Here is a 20324-nt window from a genome sequence, read left to right on the forward strand (position 1 = left end):
CCGTTCGAGTGCGATCGCCAGCGCGAGGAGCGGTCTCGGCTGGCCCGAGGTTCCCGCCATTTTGCCCCATGGACGCCTTTCCGGTCTGGGCTGGCCGGCACCGGCACCCGGTGCCGTAGTCAGGCCGGTTGAAAGGAAGACGACCGTGACCCAGACCCCCCTTAATCCCGGCGACTCGCCGCTGGTACGAGAGGCACTCAGCTCAGTGGTTTCACGTGAAACATCGGCCCAGAAGACCGCCGCCGCTCCCGGAGGTTCCGCCGGGGTCCGGGACGGCGACTGGCCCCGTCCCGCCAAGACCCGGATCTTCACCGTCGCCAACCAGAAGGGCGGCGTCGGCAAGACCACCACGTCGGTCAACCTGGCGGCGGCGCTGTCCATGCACGGCCAGCGGGTGCTCGTGGTCGACCTCGACCCCCAGGGGAACGCCTCGACGGCCCTCGCCGTCGAGCACCGCGGCGACGTGCCGGACATGTACAAGGTGCTCGTGGAGGACCTGCCGCTCGCGGAGGTCGTGAAGGAGGTCCCGGACATGCCGGGCCTCTACTGCGCTCCCGCCACGATCGACCTGGCCGGCGCCGAGATCGAGCTGGTCTCCATGGTCGCCCGCGAGGCCCGCCTGCAGCGCGCGCTGGCCGCGTACGCCGCCGTCGAGTTCGACTACATCCTCATCGACTGCCCTCCCTCGCTCGGCCTCCTCACGGTGAACGCGCTGATGGCCGCGAACGAGCTGCTCATCCCCATCCAGTGCGAGTACTACGCGCTGGAGGGTCTCGGCCAGCTGCTGAGGAACGTGGACCTGGTCCGCGCCCACCTGAACCCCACGCTCGACCTCTCCACCATCCTCATGACGATGTACGACGGGCGCACCCGCCTCGCCTCGCAGGTCGCCGACGAGGTCCGCTCCCACTTCGGCGCGACGGTGCTGAGCACGCTGATCCCCCGGAGCGTGCGTGTCTCCGAGGCTCCAAGCTACGGTCAGTCGGTCATGACGTACGATCCGGGCTCCAGCGGTGCGATGGCGTACATGGACGCCGCCCGCGAGATCGCTTACCGCGGTGCGGCCGTATGAGCACCGGGAACCCCGCGGCCTCGGCCACGGGCATGTCAGTGAGGGCGACACCTTGAGTCTCGGGAGGGGCAGTGAGTAAGCAGCCGAGAGGGCTGGGCAGGGGGCTGGGAGCGCTCATCCCGACGGGTCCGGCCGTCGTCACGGAGCCGCCCGTGTCGATGACCGTGACCATGGTCGCCCCCGAGCCGGTGGTGGTGCCGGAACAGCCCGGCCCCCAGCCGGTCGCGGGCGCCTACTTCCTCGAGATCCCCGTCGACGACATCGCGCCCAACCCGCGTCAGCCCCGCGACATCTTCGACGACGAGGCCCTGAAGGAGCTGGCCGTCTCGATCGGCGAGGTCGGCCTGCTCCAGCCGATCGTGGTGCGCGCCACGGGCGGGGGACTCTACGAGCTGATCATGGGTGAGCGCCGCCTGCGCGCCTCCCGGCTCGCCGGGCTCTCCGAGATCCCCGCGATCGTGCGGGAGACCCAGGAGGACAAGCTCCTGCTGGACGCGCTCATCGAGAACCTCCAGCGCGAGCAGCTCAACGCCCTGGAGGAGGCGGCGGCCTACCAGCAGCTGCTCAGCGACTTCGGCGCGACCCACGAGCAGCTCGCCACCCGGATCGGCCGGTCCCGCTCGCACGTGACCAACACGGTGCGCCTGCTGAAGCTGCCTCCCTCGGTGCAGCGCAGGGTCGCGGCCGGGACGATCAGCGCGGGCCACGCCAGGGCACTGCTCCGCCTGGAGGATCCCGCCGCCCAGGAGCATCTGGCCGGCCGGATCGCGGCCGAGCTGCTCTCGGTCCGCGCGGTCGAGGAGATCGTCGCCGTGGGCGACGCCAAGGCCGCCCCGGACGCGGCCCCGGCTCCGCGCGCCCCCCGGGCGAAGCCCGACGAGGAGCCCGCCCTCCGGCAGCTGGCCGACCGTCTCTCCGACCGCTTCGAGACCCGGGTGAAGGTCGACTTCGGCCGTCGCAAGGGACGCATCGTGGTGGAGTTCGCGACCATCGACGATCTGGAGCGCATCATCGGCACGATGGCTCCGGGCTCGCTGCAGGCGATGGAAGGATGATCACACCGGCTCCGGAGGCCCGGGAGAGCGATCCCGTGGCGCACTCACCGGGCCGGTGAATCTTCCCCGAGGCCCCTTCCGGGATGGCTGCCTTCCGGGACGACCCCCGGCGGCCGACCTTCCCTGACGGTTCCCCGACGACGAACGGCCGCGCTGTTTCACGTGAAACAGCGCGGCCGTTCGCGTTCTCCCGCTTCTTCTGTCGTTCGCGCGGTGGTTCCACGCTCCGCCCCCGGGCGCCTGTACGTTTCCCGCTCCTTCCGCCCGCCGCCCTGTGCTCGCCGTACGGCGTTGCGATGATCTACTGGGCCCCCTGCCCTCCGGTGCGCCTGGCGCGTACGCGTGAGCGTCTTCAGGGCCGTACGCCTCGCTTCGCGGGGGCCATCGTGAGTGGGAGTGCTGTATTCCAGCAGAGGCTTTTCGCTGGAGCTGGAGGGCTGTCATTTCGTGCAGTCTTGCTCGATGCCCTCGCTGTCGCCGGGGGGAGGCGGTGCTGTTTCACGTGAAACACGAATCGGGGTGGCGCGACCGAAGCCCGTGAGGGTCGCTCCTCGGTGGAAGGGGAGCGGGGCCTGCTTCGCGGTGAAGGCGGCTGCGGTTGACGTATGGGAGAAGAAGGCGGCCCGGGGGCGGCGGGCGGTGTTTCACGTGAAACAGCCGCCGCGCTGGGAGTGGGCTGTTTCACGTGAAACAGGGGCCGGTCAGGAGCCGGTGGTCTCCTGGACGACGAGACGGATGTCGGCGAGGAAGGTGTCGACGTGCTCTGGGGTGGTGTCGAAGGCGGTCACCCAGCGGACCACGTTCTCGGCCGCGTCCCAGACATGGAAGAGATAGCGCTGCTGCAGCTCCGCGACGGCCTTCTCGGGGAGGGCGGGGAAGACGGCGTTGGACTGCACGGGGTAGCGCAGGGAGACGCCGGGGAGATCGGCGATGCCGTCGGCCAGGCGGTGGGCCATCGCGTTGGCGTGGGCGGCGTTCTCGCGCCAGAGGTCATCGGTGAGGAGGGCGGTCAGCTGGGCGGAGACGAAGCGCATCTTGGAGGCGAGCTGCATCCCCTGCTTGCGCAGGAAGAGCGCCGGGGCGTCCAGCTCCGGGCGGAGGATCACGAGCGCCTCGGCGCCCATGGCGCCGTTCTTGGTGCCCCCGAAGCTGAGCAGATCCACGCCCGCGTCCGTGGTGAGGGAGCGGAGCGAGCAGCCGAGCTCGGCCGCCGCGTTGGCCAGCCGGGCGCCGTCCATGTGCAGGAAGAGGCCGTGCGCGTGCGCGAACTCCGCGAGCTCGGCGATCTCGTCGGCGGTGTAGCAGGTGCCGCACTCGGTCACCTGGGAGATGGAGATGACCCTGGGCTGGGAGTGGTGCTCGTCCCCCAGCACGGACAGCTGGCCGCGGACGTCGTCCACGGAGATCTTGCCGTCCCCCGTCGGGAGGGTGACCAGCTTGGCGCCCAGCAAGCGTTCCGCGGCACCGCACTCGTTGGTGTGGATGTGGGCGGTGGCCGGGCAGAGCACCGCGTCGTACGCCCGGAGCACGAGGCCGAGGCCGACCACGTTGGCGCCGGTGCCGTTGAACATCGGGTAGGCGGTCGCGTGGGCGCCGAACTCGGCGCGGAAGGCGTCCTGCATCGCGGTGGTCCAGGCGTCACCGCCGTAGGCGGGGGCGTCTCCGGTGTTCGCTTCGAGGATGGCGGCGAGGACCGCGGGGTGCACGCCCGAGTGGTTGTCGCTGGCGAAGCTCTTGGGAAATGGGGTGGAGGTCAGCACACGGCCAGCGTAGGGGGAACCCCGCCCCGGCCTCCGACCCGCCCCGCCCGCTCGCGGGCCGGTCCATCCGACCCGCCCCGGCCTCGCTTGCCGGATCCGATCCGCCCCGCCCACCGACCCGCCCCGCTCGCGGGCCGGTCCATCCTGCCCGCCCGACCCGGCCCGGCCCCGCTTGCCGATCCGATCCGTCCTGCCCGCCTGCCCGGCTCGGCCCGGCCCGCTCCCGATCTGGTCTGCTCACGATCCTGGCCGCTCACGATCCTGGCCGCTCACGATCCGGGCCTCTCCCGATTCGGGCCTCTCACGATCCGGGCCGCTCACGATTCGGCCCGGCCCGCGCCCGCGGTGGGCCACGCGGAGGAGCCGGGCACGAGGGGACGGGCGCGAGAGGGGTGATGGGTGACGCGAGAGGTCAGGCGCCGCGGCTGGCGGCCTGTTCCAGGAGAACGCGGCAGAGGGTGCCGAGGTCGTCCCCGGCGGCCTCCGCGGCCATGGGGAGGAGGGACGTCTCGGTCATGCCCGGGGCGACGTTCACCTCGAGGAAGTGGGGCAGGCCGTCCGCGTCGACGATCAGGTCGGTGCGGGAGACGTCCCTGAGGCCGAGGGCGGTGTGCGCGGTCACGGCCATCGCGGCGCAGGCCGCCGACGCCTCGGGCGAGAGGCGCGCCGGGGCGAAGAACTCGGTGTGCCCGGCGGTGTAGCGGGCCGCGTAGTCGTACACGCCCTCGTTGGCGACGATCTCCACGGGGGGCAGTGCCACCGGCCCGTTCCCGAGGTCGACCACGGAGACGGCGACCTCGACCCCCTCCACGCAGCGCTCGATCAGCGCGGTGTCGCCGTAGGCGAAGCAGCCGACCATCGCGGCGGGGAACTCCTCGGCGCTGCGGACGATCGACGCGCCGAGCGCCGAGCCGCCGCGGGACGGCTTGACGAACAGGGGGAGGCCGAGGCGGTCCACGATGCGGGCCAGCACCGCGGAGGCGCCGAGGTCGTGGAAGGTCTCCTTGGGCAGCGTCACCGACTCGGGGGTGCGCAGCCCGACGGAGCGGACGACGGTCTTGGCGGTGGGCTTGTCGTAGGCGACCCGGCAGGCGTCGGGGCCGGCGCCGACGTACGGGACGGAGAGGAGTTCCAGGACCGAGCGGATGGCGCCGTCCTCGCCCGCCCCGCCGTGCAGGGTGACGAAGACCGCGTCCGGCGGGTCCGCGAGCACGGCGGGAACCAGGGACGCGTCGGTGTCGCGGGTCTCCACGGAGACGCCCGCCCCGCGCAGCACCTCGCTCACCCGGCGGCCGGAACGCAGCGAGACCTCCCGCTCGTAGGAGAGCCCGCCCGCCAGGACGAGCACATGGCCCAGGTCACTCATCCGACATACCTCTCGTCAAGGCCCGCTCCGAGCCTGTCCTGTCGCTCTCGTCACGCGCGGTCCGGCTGTCCCGGCGAACCGGATCGATCACCGCGCACCGGCGCAGGAAGTCACCGTACGGTACCGGCGGGGAGGAGCTCATGCCGGAGGTGCCCCGCTGGTACGGAGCACCCCCGGAGGGCGGGGTTACGCGAGGTCGGGACCCGGGGTGTCGATCCCGGCGCGCTCGGCGGGCGAGCCGGTCCCGAAGGTGTCGCGGACGCGGAGCTCCTGCCCGATCACCCCGGCCAGGCGGCGGACGCCCTCGCGGATCCGCTCGGGCTCGGGGTAGCAGTAGGAGAGCCGCATGTGCCGCGCGCCGCCGCCGTCGGCGAAGAAGCCGGTGCCCGGCACGAAGGCCACCCGCTCGGCGACCGCGCGGGGCAGGAGCGCCTTGGAGTCGAGCCCCTCGGGGAGGGTGGCCCAGACGAAGAACCCGCCACCGGGGCGGGTCCAGGTGACGCCGTCGGGCATCAGGGCCTCCAGCGAGGCGAGCATGGTGTCGCGTCGCTCGCGGTAGAGCTCCCTGAACGACTTGATCTGCTCGCGCCAGGGCTGGGTGGCGAGATACTGGCCGACGGCCAGCTGCGTGAAGGAGGAGTGCGACAGCACCGCCGACTCCATCGCCAGCACCAGTTTCTCGCGGATGGCGTGCGGGGCGAGGGCCCAGCCGACCCGGAAGCCGGGGGCGAGGGTCTTGGAGAACGAGCCGAGATAGACGATGCCGTCGGCGTTGTCGGCGCGCAGCGCCCGCATGGGGTCGCCGTCGAAGCCGAGCATGCCGTACGGGTTGTCCTCGACGATCAGCACGTCGGCCCGCTGGCAGATCTCCAGGACCTGCTGCCTGCGCGCGACGCTGAGCGTCACCCCGGCGGGGTTCTGGAAGGTGGGGATCGTGTAGAGGAACTTGATCCGGTTGCCCGCGCTCTTCAGGGCGTAGATGGTCTGGGCGAGCGACTCGGGGATGATCCCCTCGCTGTCCATCGCGACGTGGATGACCCTGGCCTGGTAGGCGGAGAACGTGCCCAGGGCCCCGACGTAGGAGGGCCCCTCGGCGAGCACGACGTCACCCGGGTCGATGAAGATCCGGGTGATCAGGTCGAGGGCCTGCTGGGAGCCGACGGTCACGACGACGTCGTCGGGGTTGGCCTCGATGCCCTCCATCCGCATGACGTCGCAGATCTGCTCGCGCAGGTGCGGGTCGCCCTGCCCGGAGCCGTACTGGAGCGCGACCGGGCCGCGCTTGGCGATCAGGTCGGCGACCAGCTCCCCCACCACGTCCAGGGGGAGGGCGGTGACGTAGGGCATGCCTCCGGCGAGTGAGACCACCTCGGGCCTCGACGCGACGGAGAAGAGAGCTCGCACCTCGGAGGCGACCATCCCGGTTGCCCGTGCCGCGTAACGGTCGACGTAGGCGTCGATGCGCGACCCCTGGGTGGGGGCGATGGCCTGACCGTGATCGTGATCCTGGGGCACGGTCCACCTCCTAGGTTGTGTGGAGCGCAAAGCGCTCATACTAGAGAAACCAGGTTACGTCAGGGGTTGTAGTCGCCTGCGTGTGGGGACGGGACCTCCTGAAACCAAGACCCTTACTGGGCTACGATGCCAGCTGGAGACGCCGTTTTCGCGCGTTTTTCGCCATGGCTTGCACTCGTCTCGCCAGGATTGGGGCCAACAGGTGTCGCGTCGGCTGGCAAACGTCACTCTCGACAATCTCGACGACCTGCCGCGCCGCTGCCGCCGGTGCGTCTTCTGGGAGCTCGACCCCGTCAACGCGGACCGGGCCGTGAAGGCCGGAGACCCGGGGCTGGAGAAGGAGGCCTGGATCTCCTCCACCCTCCTGGAGTGGGGAAGCTGCGGGAAGATCGTCTACGTCGACGGGGTGGCGGCCGGCTTCGTGCTCTACGCGCCGCCCCACTACGTGCCGCGCTCGGTGGCCTTCCCGACCTCCCCGGTCAGCGCGGACGCGGTGCTGCTGATGACCGCGCACATCATCCCGGAGTTCTCCGGGGGCGGCCTGGGCCGGATGCTGGTCCAGGGCGTGGCCAAGGACCTGACCCGGCGCGGGGTGCGCGCGATCGAGGCGTTCGGCGACCTGAAGTGGGAGCAGCCGGGCGCGTGCCTGATGCCCGCCGACTACCTGCTCTCCGTGGGTTTCAAGACGGTCCGCCCGCACCTGCGCTTCCCCCGCCTCCGCCTGGAGCTGAAGAACGCCGTCTCGTGGCGTGAGGACGTCGAGGTGGCGCTGGAGAGGCTGCTCGGGTCGATGAGCCCGGAGAGGGCGCTGCGGCCCGTCTGAGACCCCCTGGAGCCCGTCCGGCACGCTCTGCAGCCGGACGCGCCTTCCCGGGGCCCGTACGAGCCCTCCCGGAGCGGTGGCGTCACCGGGCGCATGTGAAAGCCCCCCGCGGTGAGACGGGGGGCTTTCAGTGGGTGGGTGTGCCGCTCGGAAGCGGGTGATACGGGCGGACGCCGTGGGGGGCGGCCGACCCGCAGGGGGCCTAGATGATGCCCTCGAGCTCGCGAAGCAGCATGGCCTTCGGCTTGGCGCCGATGATCTGCTTCACAACCTCTCCGTTCTTATAGACGTTCAGAGTGGGAATCTGGAGTACGCCGTAGTTTGTCGCCGTTGTCGGATTTTCGTCGACGTTCAGCTTGACGACGGTGAGCTTCTCGGCCTGCTCCCCGGCGATCTCCTCCAGGATCGGCGCGACCTGGCGGCACGGGCCGCACCACTCGGCCCAGAAGTCGACGATCACGGGCTTGTCGCTCTTGAGGACGTCGGCCTCGAAGCTGGCGTCCGTCACGTGCTTGATGGTGCCCAAGGTTCCTGCTCTCCTCTTGCCCTCTTGTCCGGGGGCTGTCCCTGATGACGTTGCCGATGGGTGGCCGGCGGTGTGACGCCCCCCGCGAGGCCCGCCTCGCGGGGGGCGTCACACGCCGTCGTCACGCGCCGTGCTCGGCCAGCCAGCGCTCGGAGTCGAGCGAGGCGGCGCAACCGGTGCCGGCGGCGGTGATCGCCTGGCGGTAGGTGTGGTCGACGACGTCGCCCGCGGCGAAGACGCCTTCCAGGTTCGTGCGCGTCGAGGGCGCGTCGACCGTGATGTAGCCCTCGTCGTCGAGATCGATCTGGCCCTTGACCAGCTCGGTGCGCGGGTCGTGCCCGATCGCGACGAACAGGCCGGTGGCCGCCAGCTCCGCCTCGGCGCCGGTCTTGAGGTTGCGCACCCGCAACCCGCTCACCTTGGTCTCGCCCAGCACGTCGACGACCTCGCTGTCCCACAGGAAGCGGATCTTCTCGTTCGCGAACGCCCGGTCCTGCATGATCTTGCTGGCGCGCAGCTCGTCACGGCGGTGCACCACCGTCACCGAGGCGGCGAACCGGGTCAGGAAGATCGCCTCCTCCATCGCGGTGTCGCCGCCGCCGACGACCACGATGTCCTGGCCGCGGAAGAAGAACCCGTCACAGGTGGCGCACCACGAGACGCCGTGGCCCGACAGGCGCTTCTCGTTGGGAACGCCCAGCTCGCGGTATCCCGAGCCCATCGACAGGATGACGGACGTGGCGTAGTAGGTGTCGGTGGCGGTCTTGACGACCTTCGGGGTGGCGGCCAGGTCGACCTCGACCACGTCGTCGGCGACGAGCTCGGCACCGAACCGCTCGGCCTGCTTGCGCATCCCGTCCATCAGGTCCGGGCCCATGATGCCGCCGGGGAAGCCGGGGAAGTTCTCCACCTCGGTGGTGTTCATCAGGGCGCCACCCGCGGTGACCGACCCCTCGAAGACCAGCGGATTCAGCTCTGCACGCGCGGAGTACACGGCCGCCGTGTAACCCGCGGGACCCGACCCGATGATGATCACATTTCGGACGTCCATCAGTGCTCGCGCCTCTCCCTCTGTCGATGCCACCGGCGTCAACAGATCCTAGGGGCCGGTGATTCCCGCCCGGCGCGGTGACGGATCCCCCGGTGGAACCGGAAAGCCCGGCACGGACGAATCCATGCCGGGCAACCCTGGCGGGGGCGCGGGTTTTGGGAACGGATTACCCGTCACGGATCACCCCGGGCCACCTGTCACCGGCCGTCCCGGACCTGTCACCGCGATTCCCCGAGCCCCCTGTCACCGGTCCCCGAGACCCTGTCACCGGCCCTCGAAACCCCTGTCATGGCGTCTCACCGCGTCCCCGGAACCTCTGTCACCGGTTGTTCCCGGCGTCTCACCCGTCCCCGGGACCTCTGTCACCGGTATCCCGGACGTCTTACCACGGTCGCCCCGGGTGGCCTGTCGAGGTCACCCGGAGCCGATCCGCTTCGGTCACTCCCAGCGCGCGAGGCCCGGCCTGCGCACGTCGTCACACTGCGGGCCCACGACGTGGACGCGCACCGTGTTCTTGGCCTGGTTCTGCCAGAAGAGCAGGATGTTGGCCTCCTGCCCGTTGTAGAACCCTTGGTCCACGGCGAAGGGCGAGAGGCCGACCTGTGCTGAGACCTGCCGGACACACTTGTCGATGCTCGAGTTCTCGGTCGTCCCGACGATGGTCGCCGGGCTGATGTACTCGAGCAGCGAGTCGCGCAGCTCGGCGTCGGTGTAGTTGTAGTTGCTGTCGGTCAGCGTGTACTGGATCGTGTCCGCCGGCACGGGCTTAGCGATCACCGGCACGCGGTCCGGGCCGGACGCCGTCAGCGTCCCGGTCGCCAGCACGGTCGCGCCGATCACCGCCGCGGCCACGCCCGCCGCCGCGGCGGGCATCGCCCACCGGCGCCGCCGGTCCGCGCCGCGACGCCTGGCCGGGACCACCGGGACCACGGTGCCGTCGTCGCCGACGACCCCCAGCCGCACCGGCTCAAGCTCCGGCTCCCGCTCCGGGGCCGGAGCCCTCCGCGGGGTCGTCTCCCATGGCGCCGGTTCTGCGGGAGAGGACGTCTCCCACGGCGCGTCGCGCATTATGTCGTCCCAGGCCGGTGCTTCCACCAGGCCCACTCCACCTCCACGGAAGCTGTCTGCCTCGGCGGCCAGCGCGCGGTCGATCCTCAGCGCGACTCCCATCGGCATCGCCGGTGTCGGAGTCGCCGCCAGCACCTCACGAACTGCCGCGAGGTCGGCGAGGCTCTCACCACAGGGATCGCAGATCGCGAGATGCTCGCGTACCCGCATGGCCGTGGCGGCGTCGAGGAGCCCCTCGGCCAGTTCGGCCAAGATCTCCAGGTCGTAGTGCGTATCACCCGTCACGAAGTTCTGCTCCCTTCGCGGATGAGACGCGAGACAGGTCTGATCGGTTCCGTAAATGGGAAAGAATCGGGGCGAGTTTCGCCCTTCCGCGCGCGCACCGGCTCTTCACCGTGCCGCTCGGCACCTCCAGCACCTGGGCCGCGTCCTCGACCGAGTAGCCCATCATGTCCACGAGGACCAGCGCGGCGCGCTGGTCGGAGGGCAGCAGCTTCAGGGCCGCCGAGACCTCCATGGACACCTCGCGCTCGGCCGTCTGGTCGAGCACCGGGGTCTCGCGCTCCGCGGCCTCGACGAGCTCGTCGTCGGCCACCGGGCGCACCGATTTCCTGCGCATGCGGTCGAGGCACGCGTTGACCACGATGCGATGCAGCCACGTGGTCACCGCCGCCTCGCCGCGGAAGCTCCCGGCCTTGCGGTAGGCCGAGACGAAGGCGTCCTGAACGGCGTCGGCCGCCTCGTCGGGGTCGCCCAGCGTGCGCAGGGCGACCGCCCACATGCGGTCTCGATGTCGCTTGACTATTTCACTGAAGGCGTGCGGATCCCCGGCGATGTGCCGGGTGAGCAGGTCGGCGTCGGACACGGGGGCCTTCGCCGTCTGCTCGTCCGCCGCTGGCGGGGTCTCGGGTGGGGAATTCACAAGGAGAGTCCTGCTATACCGATCCGGGGAGAACACCTCTACGGGATAGATGGTGCCACGGATTCTCCGATGATCTGCAAGAAGCCACGTAAAACAGATCAAATCGGGGCGGTGTCACTTGGTCGCGAAGACCTTCATGTCCAGCACCTGTCCGCGGTACTTCCCCTGGTAGGTGGGCATCTTGGTGAACCAGACGAGCACGTAGCGGCCCTTCTTCGGGGCCTCCGCGGTGAACGTCTTCTTGCCCGAGAGCCCGTTGACCTTCTGCAGCACGGACAGGTCGTCGAGCTGCGGGGAGTCGCCGACCCTGAGCTCCGCGGTGCCCCCCGAGGTGCTGCCGAAGTTGACCGTCACCTGCTTGACCGGGACGCTCTCGCCCATGTCCAGCAGGAGGCCCACCCCCGTCTTGAGCCGGCCGAAGTCGGCGGAGTCGTACGACTCGGAGTGCCAGTCGGTGGACTCCCTGCCGTCGGTCGCGTTGACGGCGAGCTCGCCGCGCTCCTCGTTGTCGCCCAGCGGGTCGAAGCCGGTGACCGAGGAGGACTTCACCTCCCGGGTGCCGGCGGCCGCGGTCGGCGTGGGCGTGGCGCTCTCCTCGCCGGGCACCGGGGTGCCGGCGTTGCCGATGCTGCGGCCGAGGGTCCAGGCGCCCAGGCCGACGGCCACCATCACCAGCAGCACGACGACGGTCATGGCGACCTTGTTGACCATGCCGCCCGCCTGGCGGGGCATCGGGCGGTGCTGGGTCTGGTGGTGGTGCTGGGGAGGGGGCGTGTGGCGCTGGGGCGCCGCCGTGTCGATGCCCTCGGAACGGGAGGCCGCCACCGGCAGCGTCGTCATGGGCATCGGCGTCGGCATCGGCAGGGGACTGGGCCGCGACACCGAGGCGAGGGCCTCGGCGACCTCGGCGGGCGTGGTGAGCGGTTCGAGCCCGCGCCTGGTCTCCGGCAGCAGCGCCCGGCAGACGATGGCGTCCAGGTAGCCGGGGACGCCCGCGGTGACCTGGCGGGGCGTGCAGAAGTGCCCGTCGCCCATGGGCGCGACGGGCAGGCCGCCGCCGTCGCGCTCGTCGCCCGGCCAGTGGCCGGTCAGCCCGGCGTACAGCAGGCGGCCGAGGCCCTCGGCGTCCTCGCGGGCGGGGTCGTCGCTCGTCACGTCGTCCAGGACCGCGTCGACCCCCAGGCCGAGCAGCTTGACCGTGCTGCCCGCCGTCCAGACCAGGTGGTCGGGGGTGAGGCAGAGGTGGGCGAGGTTCGCCTCGTGCGCGTGGGCCAGCGCCTCCGCGGCCTCGGCGACCATCGCGGCGGCCCGCTCGGGGTCGAGCGGCCCTCCCGCGATCATGTCGCCGAAGGACTCGCCGCTCACCCACTCGCTGACGACGTAGGAGTGGCCGTCGTCCTCGGTCGCGTCGAAGACCTGGGTGAGACGGGGGTCGGTCAGCCGGCTCGCCACCCTGGCGGCCGTGACGACCTCGTTCAACCGGGGGAAGTCGGGATCGAAGGTGTGGACGGCGACGGGCCTGGCGAGCACCTCGTCGATGGCCTTCCACAGCGTGGCGCCGCCCGACTCGTGGACGCGGTCCTCGAGCCGGAAACGCTCGGCCAGCTTGGTGCCGGGCTCGACGGCGGGGGAACTCACGAGGACCCCGTACCTGAGAACACGACAGCACCATGCCCGGTCAGCACATCACGACACATCACACGATGCTGGGTGGATCCGCCCACGCCCTCCTGCTTCCATTAGCCGCATGTCACCACACGCGTCGCACCATGGTAGTCCCGCGCCGGTTCCGCCCGTGTTCGTCTTGTCAGACGTTTGAGACAAGTCTTTGGGTTACCGGCCTACCCGTCCTGCCACCATTCCAACGATCGAACTCACCTCGGGGATGCGCATCCGGTGGGCGATCGCCAAGTAAAGAACCATACCGAGTCCGCCGCCCGCCGCCAGCATGATGGCCGCGCTCAGCGCGTCAAGTCCCGTGAGCTCCTGCGTGAGCCACAGCACGCCGAGCGCGAGCGCGGCCGGGGGGAGCGCGGCCACGTACATCCGGGACAGCCCGGCGGCCACCCTGCGCCCCGCCAGGCCCCCCACGCGCCGCGCGGCCATGATCCACGCGACCGCCGCGCCCACCACGTAGGCGGCGGTGAACGCGGAGGCCAGGCCCATCACGATGTAGCGGGGGGGAAGGGTGTAGTAGGCCACGAGGCTGAGCGTGGCGTTCACCGCCAGGTTGCCGAGGGCGAGGAGGACCGGGGTGCGGGTGTCGCCGAAGGAGTAGAAGACCCGCAGCAGCAGCTGGAAGATCGAGAACGGCACCAGCGCCAGCCCGAAGACCTGCAGCACGTTGCCGATGTAGACCGCCGAGTCGACGGTCATGTTGCCCCACGAGAAGATCAGCACGGTCACCGCGGGCCCCAGCACCATCAGCAGCAGCCCGGCGGGCACCAGCAGCACCGACACCAGCCGCACCCCCGAGGCGAACTCCTCGCGGACCGTGTCGAGCTCCCCGTCGGCCACCCCCCGGCTCATCCTGGGCAGCATCGCGGTGATCACCGAGACCGCGATGATCCCGTACGGGAGCTGGAAGAGCTGGTAGGCGTAGGCGTAGGCGGCGTTGCCCGCGCCGGGTGCCCGGTTGCCCGCGCCGGTCGCGAGCTTGGTGGTGACGAGGAAGCTGATCTGGCCGATCCCGACGTAGGCGAAGGTCCAGGACGCGGTCCGGCCCATCTCGCCGAGCCCGGCGTTGCGCAGGTCGAGCCGGGGCCGGAAGCGGAAGCCGACCCGGTGCAGCGAGACGACCAGCACCGCGCACTGCGCCACGATGCCCGCGGTGGTGCCCAGCCCGAGCAGGGCCAGGTCGGCGTCGGTGATCGTGTCGACGTCCGTGCCCGCGCCGCCCAGCTTCACGTAGTAGACGAGGGCGACGGCGATCATCACGAGGTTGTTGAGCACGGGCGCCCACATCGGGGCGGCGAACCTGTCGCGGGTGTTGAGGATCGCCCCGGCGATCGCGCCGACCCCGAAGAAGGCGATCATCGGCAGGATGTACTGGGCCAGCCGGACCGCGACCTCGGTCTGCCGGGGGCCCCAGTCGGTGCTGTAGAGGCCGATCAGCGGCTTGGCCAGGAGCACGGAGACCACCGCGACCACCGTCAGCGCGAGCACCCCGAGCGTCATCAGCCGCTGTTCGTAGGCCCGGCCGCCGTCGGGGTCGGACTTCTGCCGCCGGATGATCATCGGGACCACGACGCTGCTCAGGATCCCGCCGAGGAGGGAGTCGAACAGGATGAACGGGATCGTGTAGGCCACGTTGTAGGCGTCGCCCAGCGCGAAGGTGCCGATGGCCGCGGCGAGCACCGCCGTCCGGACGAAGCCGGTGACGCGGGAGACCATCGTCCCCGCCGCCATGATCGCGCTCGCGCGCAGGACCCTGCTCATGCGCTTTCCTTCGCTAGGTGCTCGGAGCGCCGGGCGCTCACGACTCGGTGCCGGCGGGTTCGCGCTCGCGCTCCGGCGGCGGGGCCGCGGCGGGGCGGCGGCGTCCCCGCCTGCGCAGGACGCGCAGGACGACGGCCGCCAGCATCACCACGAGAGCCGCCCCCACGATCACCAGGGCGACCCCGGTGTAGCCGGTCGTCCGCACGGTCAGCTCGATCGGCTTGCCGTACTTGCGGCCGTCCTCGGTGGTGAGCTGGACCGTCACGGTCGACTGGCCGCTCTCCCTGGAGGTCATCGGGATCCGGATGGTCTGGTTCTGGCCGCCGAAGATCTCCAGCTTGTCGTCGTACGGCTCGATCTTGAGCAGTTCGGGCTGGTCGGAGGTCACCTTGAGCCGGACCGCGACCCTGCTGCCCTCGCCGCTCAGCCCGTTGCGCACGCTGATCGGCACGTCGCCGTTGCTGCCGGCCAGGGTGCGCAGCCGCGACTGCTCGCTGCCGGTGATGTTGACCATGGCGATCCGGCCGTCGACCGCCTCGGCGAGCTGCTGGACGTACGGTGCCGCGTTGCCGGTCCTGCCGCGCCACGCGGAGGAGGTCAGGCGCAGCAGCGCCAGGTCGAAGGCGTCGAGGTCCTGGGCGGTGGTGATCGCGGCGGTCAGGTCGGCGCGGGCGCCGACCCTCTTGACGCCCGTCAGGTACTGCTTGGAGAGCTCCAGCTTCCGGTCCTGGTCGGTGTAGGTCAGGCCGGCCCGCGCGACCGGGGCGCCCTTGCCGCGCTTGACCGCGTCGAGCGTGACGGGTGCCAGCCAGGGCAGGGCGGCGGCCGTCTCGACCAGGTCGGTCACGTACTCGGGATCGGGGTCCCAGCGGCGGTGCGGGACGGCGATCACCGTCCTGACCGGGGCGCCGGGCTCCGAAGCGATCATCGCCGTCTCCGCGATGAACCGCTGCCGGTTCGCCAGCGCCGCGCCGGGGGCGGAGGTGTCGGCGCCGACCGTCTCGCTCAGCGCCGCGTCGGCGACCAGGGCGGTGAGCGGGCCGTTCACGCTCTCCAGGGTCGCCGAGGCGTCGGGGGTGGTGAGCGGGGGCGTCGCCGGCGGCAGGTTCGGCACGTTCAGCAGCACGGTGCCGACGCCGCCGGTGGCCAGCAGGTCCAACCCGTCGTAGTCGATCAGGCCGCCCACCGGCCAGTTCACGTTGGTGATCACGTCGCGGCCGAGGGTCTCCCTGGCGACGATCGCGGCCGCGGCGATCCCGGTCGCGGTGGCGTCGTCGACGCCGTTGTGGGCGAGGGCCGCCACGTCGGGGTCGCCGTACGGGGTGGCGACCACCGGGTGGTCGGCGACGGCGTCGCGGAGGTCGCTCAGCCACTGCGCGGCCTCGGGGGTCGCGGGACGCTCTTGAGAGCGGTCCTTGACCCTGACCGTGTGCGGCCCGCCCATGGCCCGCGCGTCGTCGAGCAGGGCGGGGTCGACGATCCAGGTGAGGCCCTTGGCGGACGACGTGTCCTGGGCGATCTTGAGCAGGTCGCCCAGGCGCTTGCCGGGCGCCATGGCCGCGGGCAGGCCCTCGTCGACGAAGGTGGAGTCGACGGCCCGGCGCGGCTGGTCGACGATGGGCAGCACCGTGGCGAGCCGGGTGCGGGCCACCCGGGTCTCCCTGGGCATGTAGGTCACCGTGGTGCGCATGGTGGCGACCTGCTGCTCGTAGGCGTCGACGACCTCGACCATGATCGGATAGACGCCGAAGGCGGAGAACCCCCGCTCCAGCGGGGTGAAGGAGAACTCCCACGGCAGTTTCCCCGAGGGCGCGATCGGCGCCTGGACGAAACTCTCGCAGCACCACCGGGTCGGGAGGGTCTGTCCCGCCTGGTAGGCCTCCAGGTCGGCGCGCCGGGCGAACGGCTGGGACGAGAAGTGCATCCGGATGCGCAGCCCGTTCAGGGGCTCGGCGCCGGAGTTGACCAGGGAGCCGGAGAGCTTGATCTCGGTGTCCGGGTCACGGGGGGCGTCGGGACCGATCGCCTCCAGCACGACCTGGAGGCCCGCCCGGTTCGCCGAGGCCGGGGCCGGGGTCGTCCGGGCGTTCGCCGTACCCGGAACGACCACGGCCGCGGGAACGAGCAGCGTGGTGGCGAGGAGGGCGAGTAGCGCGGCCTTGTGGATCACGTGCCGGCCAGGGGTCGAGTACGGCGCACGCCGGTAATGCTATGGCCTAACCGGCGAGGGGAAAGGTCGCCGGTTCGCTGCGGGAGCGATGCGGGGTCAGGTCGACGATCTTTCCTGACACCAGTGTGAGCAGGTGGTCTGCACGTATCAGGAGTGCCGTACGACGCTCTCCGGTGGGCACGTAAACGGGTGTGGCGGTACGGGTGAGCCGCTCGTCCACCAGCACGGTGAGCGTGGGGGGCAGCAGCAGCGGGCAGACCAGGCCCGAGGCGTAGTCGGTGGCGGAGTTGACGGTGAAGGCCGAGGCCTGCCGGACCCGCCGGGCCTCCAGGATGCCGCCGACCACGCCGGGGCGCGGCGGGGAGCCGACGGAGGTGAGGACCGCCACGGGCTCGCGGCCGATTCGCGTCGTGACCTCCAGGACCGTGACTCCCAGGCAGATCTCGGGACTCGCCGACAGCACCTCGGGGAGTTCGTCCGAGCATGTCATCGCGCGCGGAAGGCGTACGATCTCATGATGGACCTGGTGTGCGAGGAGCCAGCGGTGGATCGCGAGCGCATCCTTCATGTGTGTGCTCCTTGCCTCGACGCACAGTCCCCGAGGTTCCCTGACCGACCGTAACCTGGTGATCGCTTCAGGTGTATCCCCGCAGGGGAACATGTTCCGTAACCGAAGGACCTACCCGGCTTGTCCCTTTCAAATCTGACCCAGAGCCAGCGCCACGGCATGAGCGAGCTGTTCCGGAAGATCGCACCCGTGGCGGACGAGCTCGGCGAGCTCTTCGCCGCCAGGGGATACCAGATCGCCCTCGTCGGCGGCTCCGTCCGCGACGTCTTCCTGGGCAGGATCGGCAACGATCTCGACCTGACCACGGACGCGAGGCCCGAGACGGTCCTGGAGCTCGTCCGCGACTGGGCCGACTCCATCTGGACGATCGGCATCGACTTCGGCACCGTCGGCGTCCGCAAGGGCGGGTGGCTCCTGGAGATCACCACCTACCGCAGCGAGTCGTACGACCCCAAGTCGCGCAAGCCCGACGTGGCCTACGGCGACACGCTGGAGGGCGACCTGGCCCGGCGCGACTTCGCGGTCAACGCGATGGCGCTGCGCCTGCCGTCCCGCGAGTTCGTCGACCCGCACGGCGGCCTCGACGACCTGCACGCCAGGGTGCTGCGCACCCCGGGCCCCCCCGAGCGCTCCTTCGGCGACGACCCGCTGCGGATGCTCCGCGCGGCCAGGTTCGCCAGCCAGCTCGGCTTCACCGTCGACCCGGCGGCGCTCGCCGCGATGGGCGCGATGGCCGACAGGATCGACATCGTCTCCGCCGAGCGCATCCGCGACGAGCTGGACAAGCTCATCGGCGGCGACCACCCCCGCGAGGGCCTGCGGCTCCTCGTCGAGTCCGGGCTCGCCGACCACGTGCTGCCCGAGGTGCCCAAGCTCCGTCTGGAGATCGACGAGCACCACCGGCACAAGGACGTCTACGAGCACTCGCTGATCGTGCTGGAGCAGGCGATCGACCTGGAGGAGAGCGGCCCCGACCGGATCCTGCGCTGGGCCGCGCTCCTGCACGACGTGGGCAAGCCGAAGACCCGCCGCCACGAGCCCGGCGGCCGGGTCTCCTTCCACCACCACGAGGTGGTCGGCGCCCAGCTCGCCAGGAAGCGCATGGCGGAGCTGAAGTTCCCCAAGGACGTGGTGTCCGACGTCTCCCGCCTGGTGGAGCTGCACCTGCGCTTCCACGGGTACGGCACGGGCGAGTGGACCGACTCGGCCGTACGCCGCTACGTCCGCGACGCCGGGCACCTGCTGGAGCGCCTGCACAAGCTGACCCGCGCCGACTGCACCACCCGCAACCGGCGCAAGGCCCAGGCCCTGTCGCAGACCTACGACCAGCTGGAGGAGCGCATCGCCCGGCTGGCCGAGGAGGAGGAGCTCGGCAAGATCCGCCCCGAGCTCGACGGCAACGAGATCCAGGAGCTCCTCGGCGTCCCGCCTGGTCCCCTCGTGGGCCGCGCCTACAAGTTCCTGCTGGAGATGCGCCTCGACCAGGGCGTCCTCGGCAAGGAGGCCGCCGCGGACGCCCTCCGCGAGTGGGCACGGGCGAACGGGGTGGACGGGACGGACAGCCGGACCGGTGGTGTCGGTGGTGAGGTGGACTCTGAACGGCGCTCCTGACCTCGGCGAGGCGGAGATCGCCCTGCTCGACCGTGAGCACGTGTGGCACCCCTACGCGGCCACCCCCCAGCCGGTGGCGCCGCACGTCGTCTCCCGCGCCGACGGGGTGCGGCTGACGCTCGCCGACGGGCGCGAGCTGGTCGACGGCATGTCGTCCTGGTGGGCGGCGATCCACGGCTACAACCACCCCCGGCTCAACCGGGCGCTGAAGGACCAGCTGGAGGACATGGCGCACGTCATGTTCGGCGGGCTCACCCACGAGCCCGCCGTGCGGCTGGCCGCCACGCTCGCCGCGATGACCGGGCTGCCGAAGGTGTTCCTCGCCGACTCGGGGTCGGTCGCCGTCGAGGTCGCGATCAAGATGGCCTTCCAGCTCACCGGCAGGGGACGGCTCCTCACGGTGCGGGGCGGCTACCACGGCGACACCTTCGGGGCGATGTCGGTCTGCGACCCGGTCAACGGCATGCACCACCTGTTCTCCGGCGTGCTGCCCGAGCACGTGTTCGCCGACCGGCCGCCGCGCGAGTACGACGAGGGCTACGCGGCCCGGCTGGCGGACCTGGTCGCCCGGCACGCCGGGGAGCTGGCCGCGATCATCGTGGAGCCGGTCGTCCAGGGGGCGGGCGGCATGCACTTCTATCACCCGGCCTACCTGCGGCTGCTCCGCGAGCTGGCCGACGAGCACGGCGTCCTGCTGATCGCCGACGAGATCGCCACCGGGTTCGGCAGGACCGGGGAGCTGTTCGGCTGCGACCACGCCGGGATCAGGCCCGACATCATGTGCCTGGGCAAGGCCCTGACCGGCGGTTACATGTCGCTGGCCGCGACGCTGTGCACCGAGCGGGTGGCCAGGGGCGTCGGCGTGCTGATGCACGGGCCGACCTTCATGGGCAACCCGCTGGCAGCCGCCGTCGCGAGCGCCTCCCTGGAGCTCCTGCGGGAGCGCCCGTGGCGGGAGGAGGTCGGCCGGATCGAGGCCGGTCTCCTCGCGGGCCTGGCCGGGGCCTCGGAGGCCCCCGGGGTGCGGGACGTGCGGGTCCTCGGCGCGATCGGGGTGATCGAGGCCCGCGAGCCCGTCGACGTCCCCGCCGTCCAGGCCCTCGTCATGCGGCACGGCGTCTGGCTCCGCCCGTTCGGACGGCTGATCTACGCGATGCCGCCCTACTCGATCGGCGACGGCGACCTGGAGAGGGTCACCACCGCGATGACGGCGGCGGCCCGGTCACTGTGAAGGCGCGCCGGTGACGACGGCGCCCCGGTCACAGCGAGGCCCGCGACGACGGCGACGGCTCCCCGGTCACAGCGAGGCCCGCGACGGTGACGGTGGCGACGGCGCCCCGGTTACAGCGAGGCCCGCGACGGTGCCGATGACGACGGCG

16 protein-coding genes are annotated in these 20324 nt (G+C 71.2%); 5 read left to right on the forward strand and 11 right to left on the reverse strand.

Annotation, left to right across the window (positions count from 1 at the left end; all coding sequences use genetic code 11):
- The first annotated feature begins 145 nt into the window (after positions 1 to 145).
- Positions 146 to 1072: a ParA family protein gene (locus tag ABT053_RS10480; RefSeq protein WP_350968646.1), complete on the forward strand. Its 927-nt coding sequence runs from the start codon at positions 146 to 148 to the stop codon at positions 1070 to 1072.
- Between the two features lie 71 nt (positions 1073 to 1143).
- Complete coding sequence (locus ABT053_RS10485) at positions 1144 to 2127, forward strand: ParB/RepB/Spo0J family partition protein (RefSeq protein WP_350968647.1); 984 nt, start codon at positions 1144 to 1146, stop codon at positions 2125 to 2127.
- A 701-nt stretch (positions 2128 to 2828) separates the two neighbouring features.
- Here ABT053_RS10485 and ABT053_RS10490 read toward each other — a convergent pair.
- The 3 genes from ABT053_RS10490 to ABT053_RS10500 form a co-directional block, all read right to left on the reverse strand.
- Positions 2829 to 3887 carry a threonine aldolase family protein gene (locus ABT053_RS10490; protein ID WP_350968649.1) on the reverse strand — a complete coding sequence of 353 codons (1059 nt, stop codon included), beginning with the start codon at positions 3885 to 3887 and terminating at the stop codon, positions 2829 to 2831.
- Positions 3888 to 4299: 412 nt separating this feature from the next.
- A complete protein-coding gene (locus tag ABT053_RS10495) occupies positions 4300 to 5253 on the reverse strand; it encodes a D-alanine--D-alanine ligase family protein (protein WP_350968650.1) in 954 nt (317 codons plus the stop codon).
- A gap of 186 nt (positions 5254 to 5439) precedes the next feature.
- Positions 5440 to 6672 carry an aminotransferase-like domain-containing protein gene (locus tag ABT053_RS10500; protein ID WP_350968829.1) on the reverse strand — a complete coding sequence of 411 codons (1233 nt, stop codon included), beginning with the start codon at positions 6670 to 6672 and terminating at the stop codon, positions 5440 to 5442.
- 298 nt (positions 6673 to 6970) lie between these two features.
- Between ABT053_RS10500 and ABT053_RS10505 the strand changes: the two genes are divergently transcribed.
- Complete coding sequence (locus tag ABT053_RS10505; protein WP_326646217.1) at positions 6971 to 7591, forward strand: GNAT family N-acetyltransferase; 621 nt, start codon at positions 6971 to 6973, stop codon at positions 7589 to 7591.
- A gap of 202 nt (positions 7592 to 7793) precedes the next feature.
- Here ABT053_RS10505 and trxA read toward each other — a convergent pair whose 3' ends face one another.
- From trxA to ABT053_RS10545, 8 genes are all read right to left on the reverse strand, one after another.
- Positions 7794 to 8117, reverse strand: a complete 324-nt coding sequence (gene trxA / locus ABT053_RS10510; protein WP_350968651.1) for a thioredoxin — start codon at positions 8115 to 8117, stop codon at positions 7794 to 7796.
- A gap of 121 nt (positions 8118 to 8238) precedes the next feature.
- Positions 8239 to 9171, reverse strand: coding sequence for a thioredoxin-disulfide reductase (gene trxB, locus ABT053_RS10515; protein ID WP_350968830.1), 933 nt, complete (start codon positions 9169 to 9171; stop codon positions 8239 to 8241).
- A 435-nt stretch (positions 9172 to 9606) separates the two neighbouring features.
- A complete protein-coding gene (locus ABT053_RS10520; protein WP_350968652.1) occupies positions 9607 to 10521 on the reverse strand; it encodes an RsmA family anti-sigma factor in 915 nt (304 codons plus the stop codon).
- Positions 10511 to 11158, reverse strand: a complete 648-nt coding sequence (gene sigM / locus ABT053_RS10525; protein WP_329088091.1) for an RNA polymerase sigma factor SigM — start codon at positions 11156 to 11158, stop codon at positions 10511 to 10513. Before sigM ends, ABT053_RS10520 begins: the two co-directional genes overlap by 11 nt.
- Before the next feature lie 114 nt (positions 11159 to 11272).
- A complete protein-coding gene (locus tag ABT053_RS10530; protein WP_350968653.1) occupies positions 11273 to 12796 on the reverse strand; it encodes a protein kinase family protein in 1524 nt (507 codons plus the stop codon).
- A 195-nt stretch (positions 12797 to 12991) separates the two neighbouring features.
- Positions 12992 to 14596, reverse strand: a complete 1605-nt coding sequence (gene murJ / locus ABT053_RS10535) for a murein biosynthesis integral membrane protein MurJ (RefSeq protein ID WP_350968654.1) — start codon at positions 14594 to 14596, stop codon at positions 12992 to 12994.
- 37 nt (positions 14597 to 14633) lie between these two features.
- A complete protein-coding gene (locus tag ABT053_RS10540; protein WP_350968655.1) occupies positions 14634 to 16766 on the reverse strand; it encodes a DUF6049 family protein in 2133 nt (710 codons plus the stop codon).
- 46 nt (positions 16767 to 16812) lie between these two features.
- Positions 16813 to 17334, reverse strand: coding sequence for a YbaK/EbsC family protein (locus tag ABT053_RS10545; RefSeq protein ID WP_350968657.1), 522 nt, complete (start codon positions 17332 to 17334; stop codon positions 16813 to 16815).
- A 159-nt stretch (positions 17335 to 17493) separates the two neighbouring features.
- On the opposite strand from ABT053_RS10545, the gene ABT053_RS10550 reads away from it, so the two are divergent.
- Both ABT053_RS10550 and ABT053_RS10555 read left to right on the forward strand, forming a co-directional pair.
- Complete coding sequence (locus ABT053_RS10550) at positions 17494 to 18945, forward strand: CCA tRNA nucleotidyltransferase (protein ID WP_350968831.1); 1452 nt, start codon at positions 17494 to 17496, stop codon at positions 18943 to 18945.
- Positions 18917 to 20176: an adenosylmethionine--8-amino-7-oxononanoate transaminase gene (locus ABT053_RS10555; protein WP_502991722.1), complete on the forward strand. Its 1260-nt coding sequence runs from the start codon at positions 18917 to 18919 to the stop codon at positions 20174 to 20176. The genes ABT053_RS10550 and ABT053_RS10555 overlap by 29 nt, the downstream gene beginning before the upstream one ends.
- The last annotated feature ends 148 nt before the right edge of the window (positions 20177 to 20324 follow it).

The organism is Streptosporangium sp. NPDC002524 (genome assembly GCF_040295985.1).
Classification (GTDB): domain Bacteria; phylum Actinomycetota; class Actinomycetes; order Streptosporangiales; family Streptosporangiaceae; genus Streptosporangium.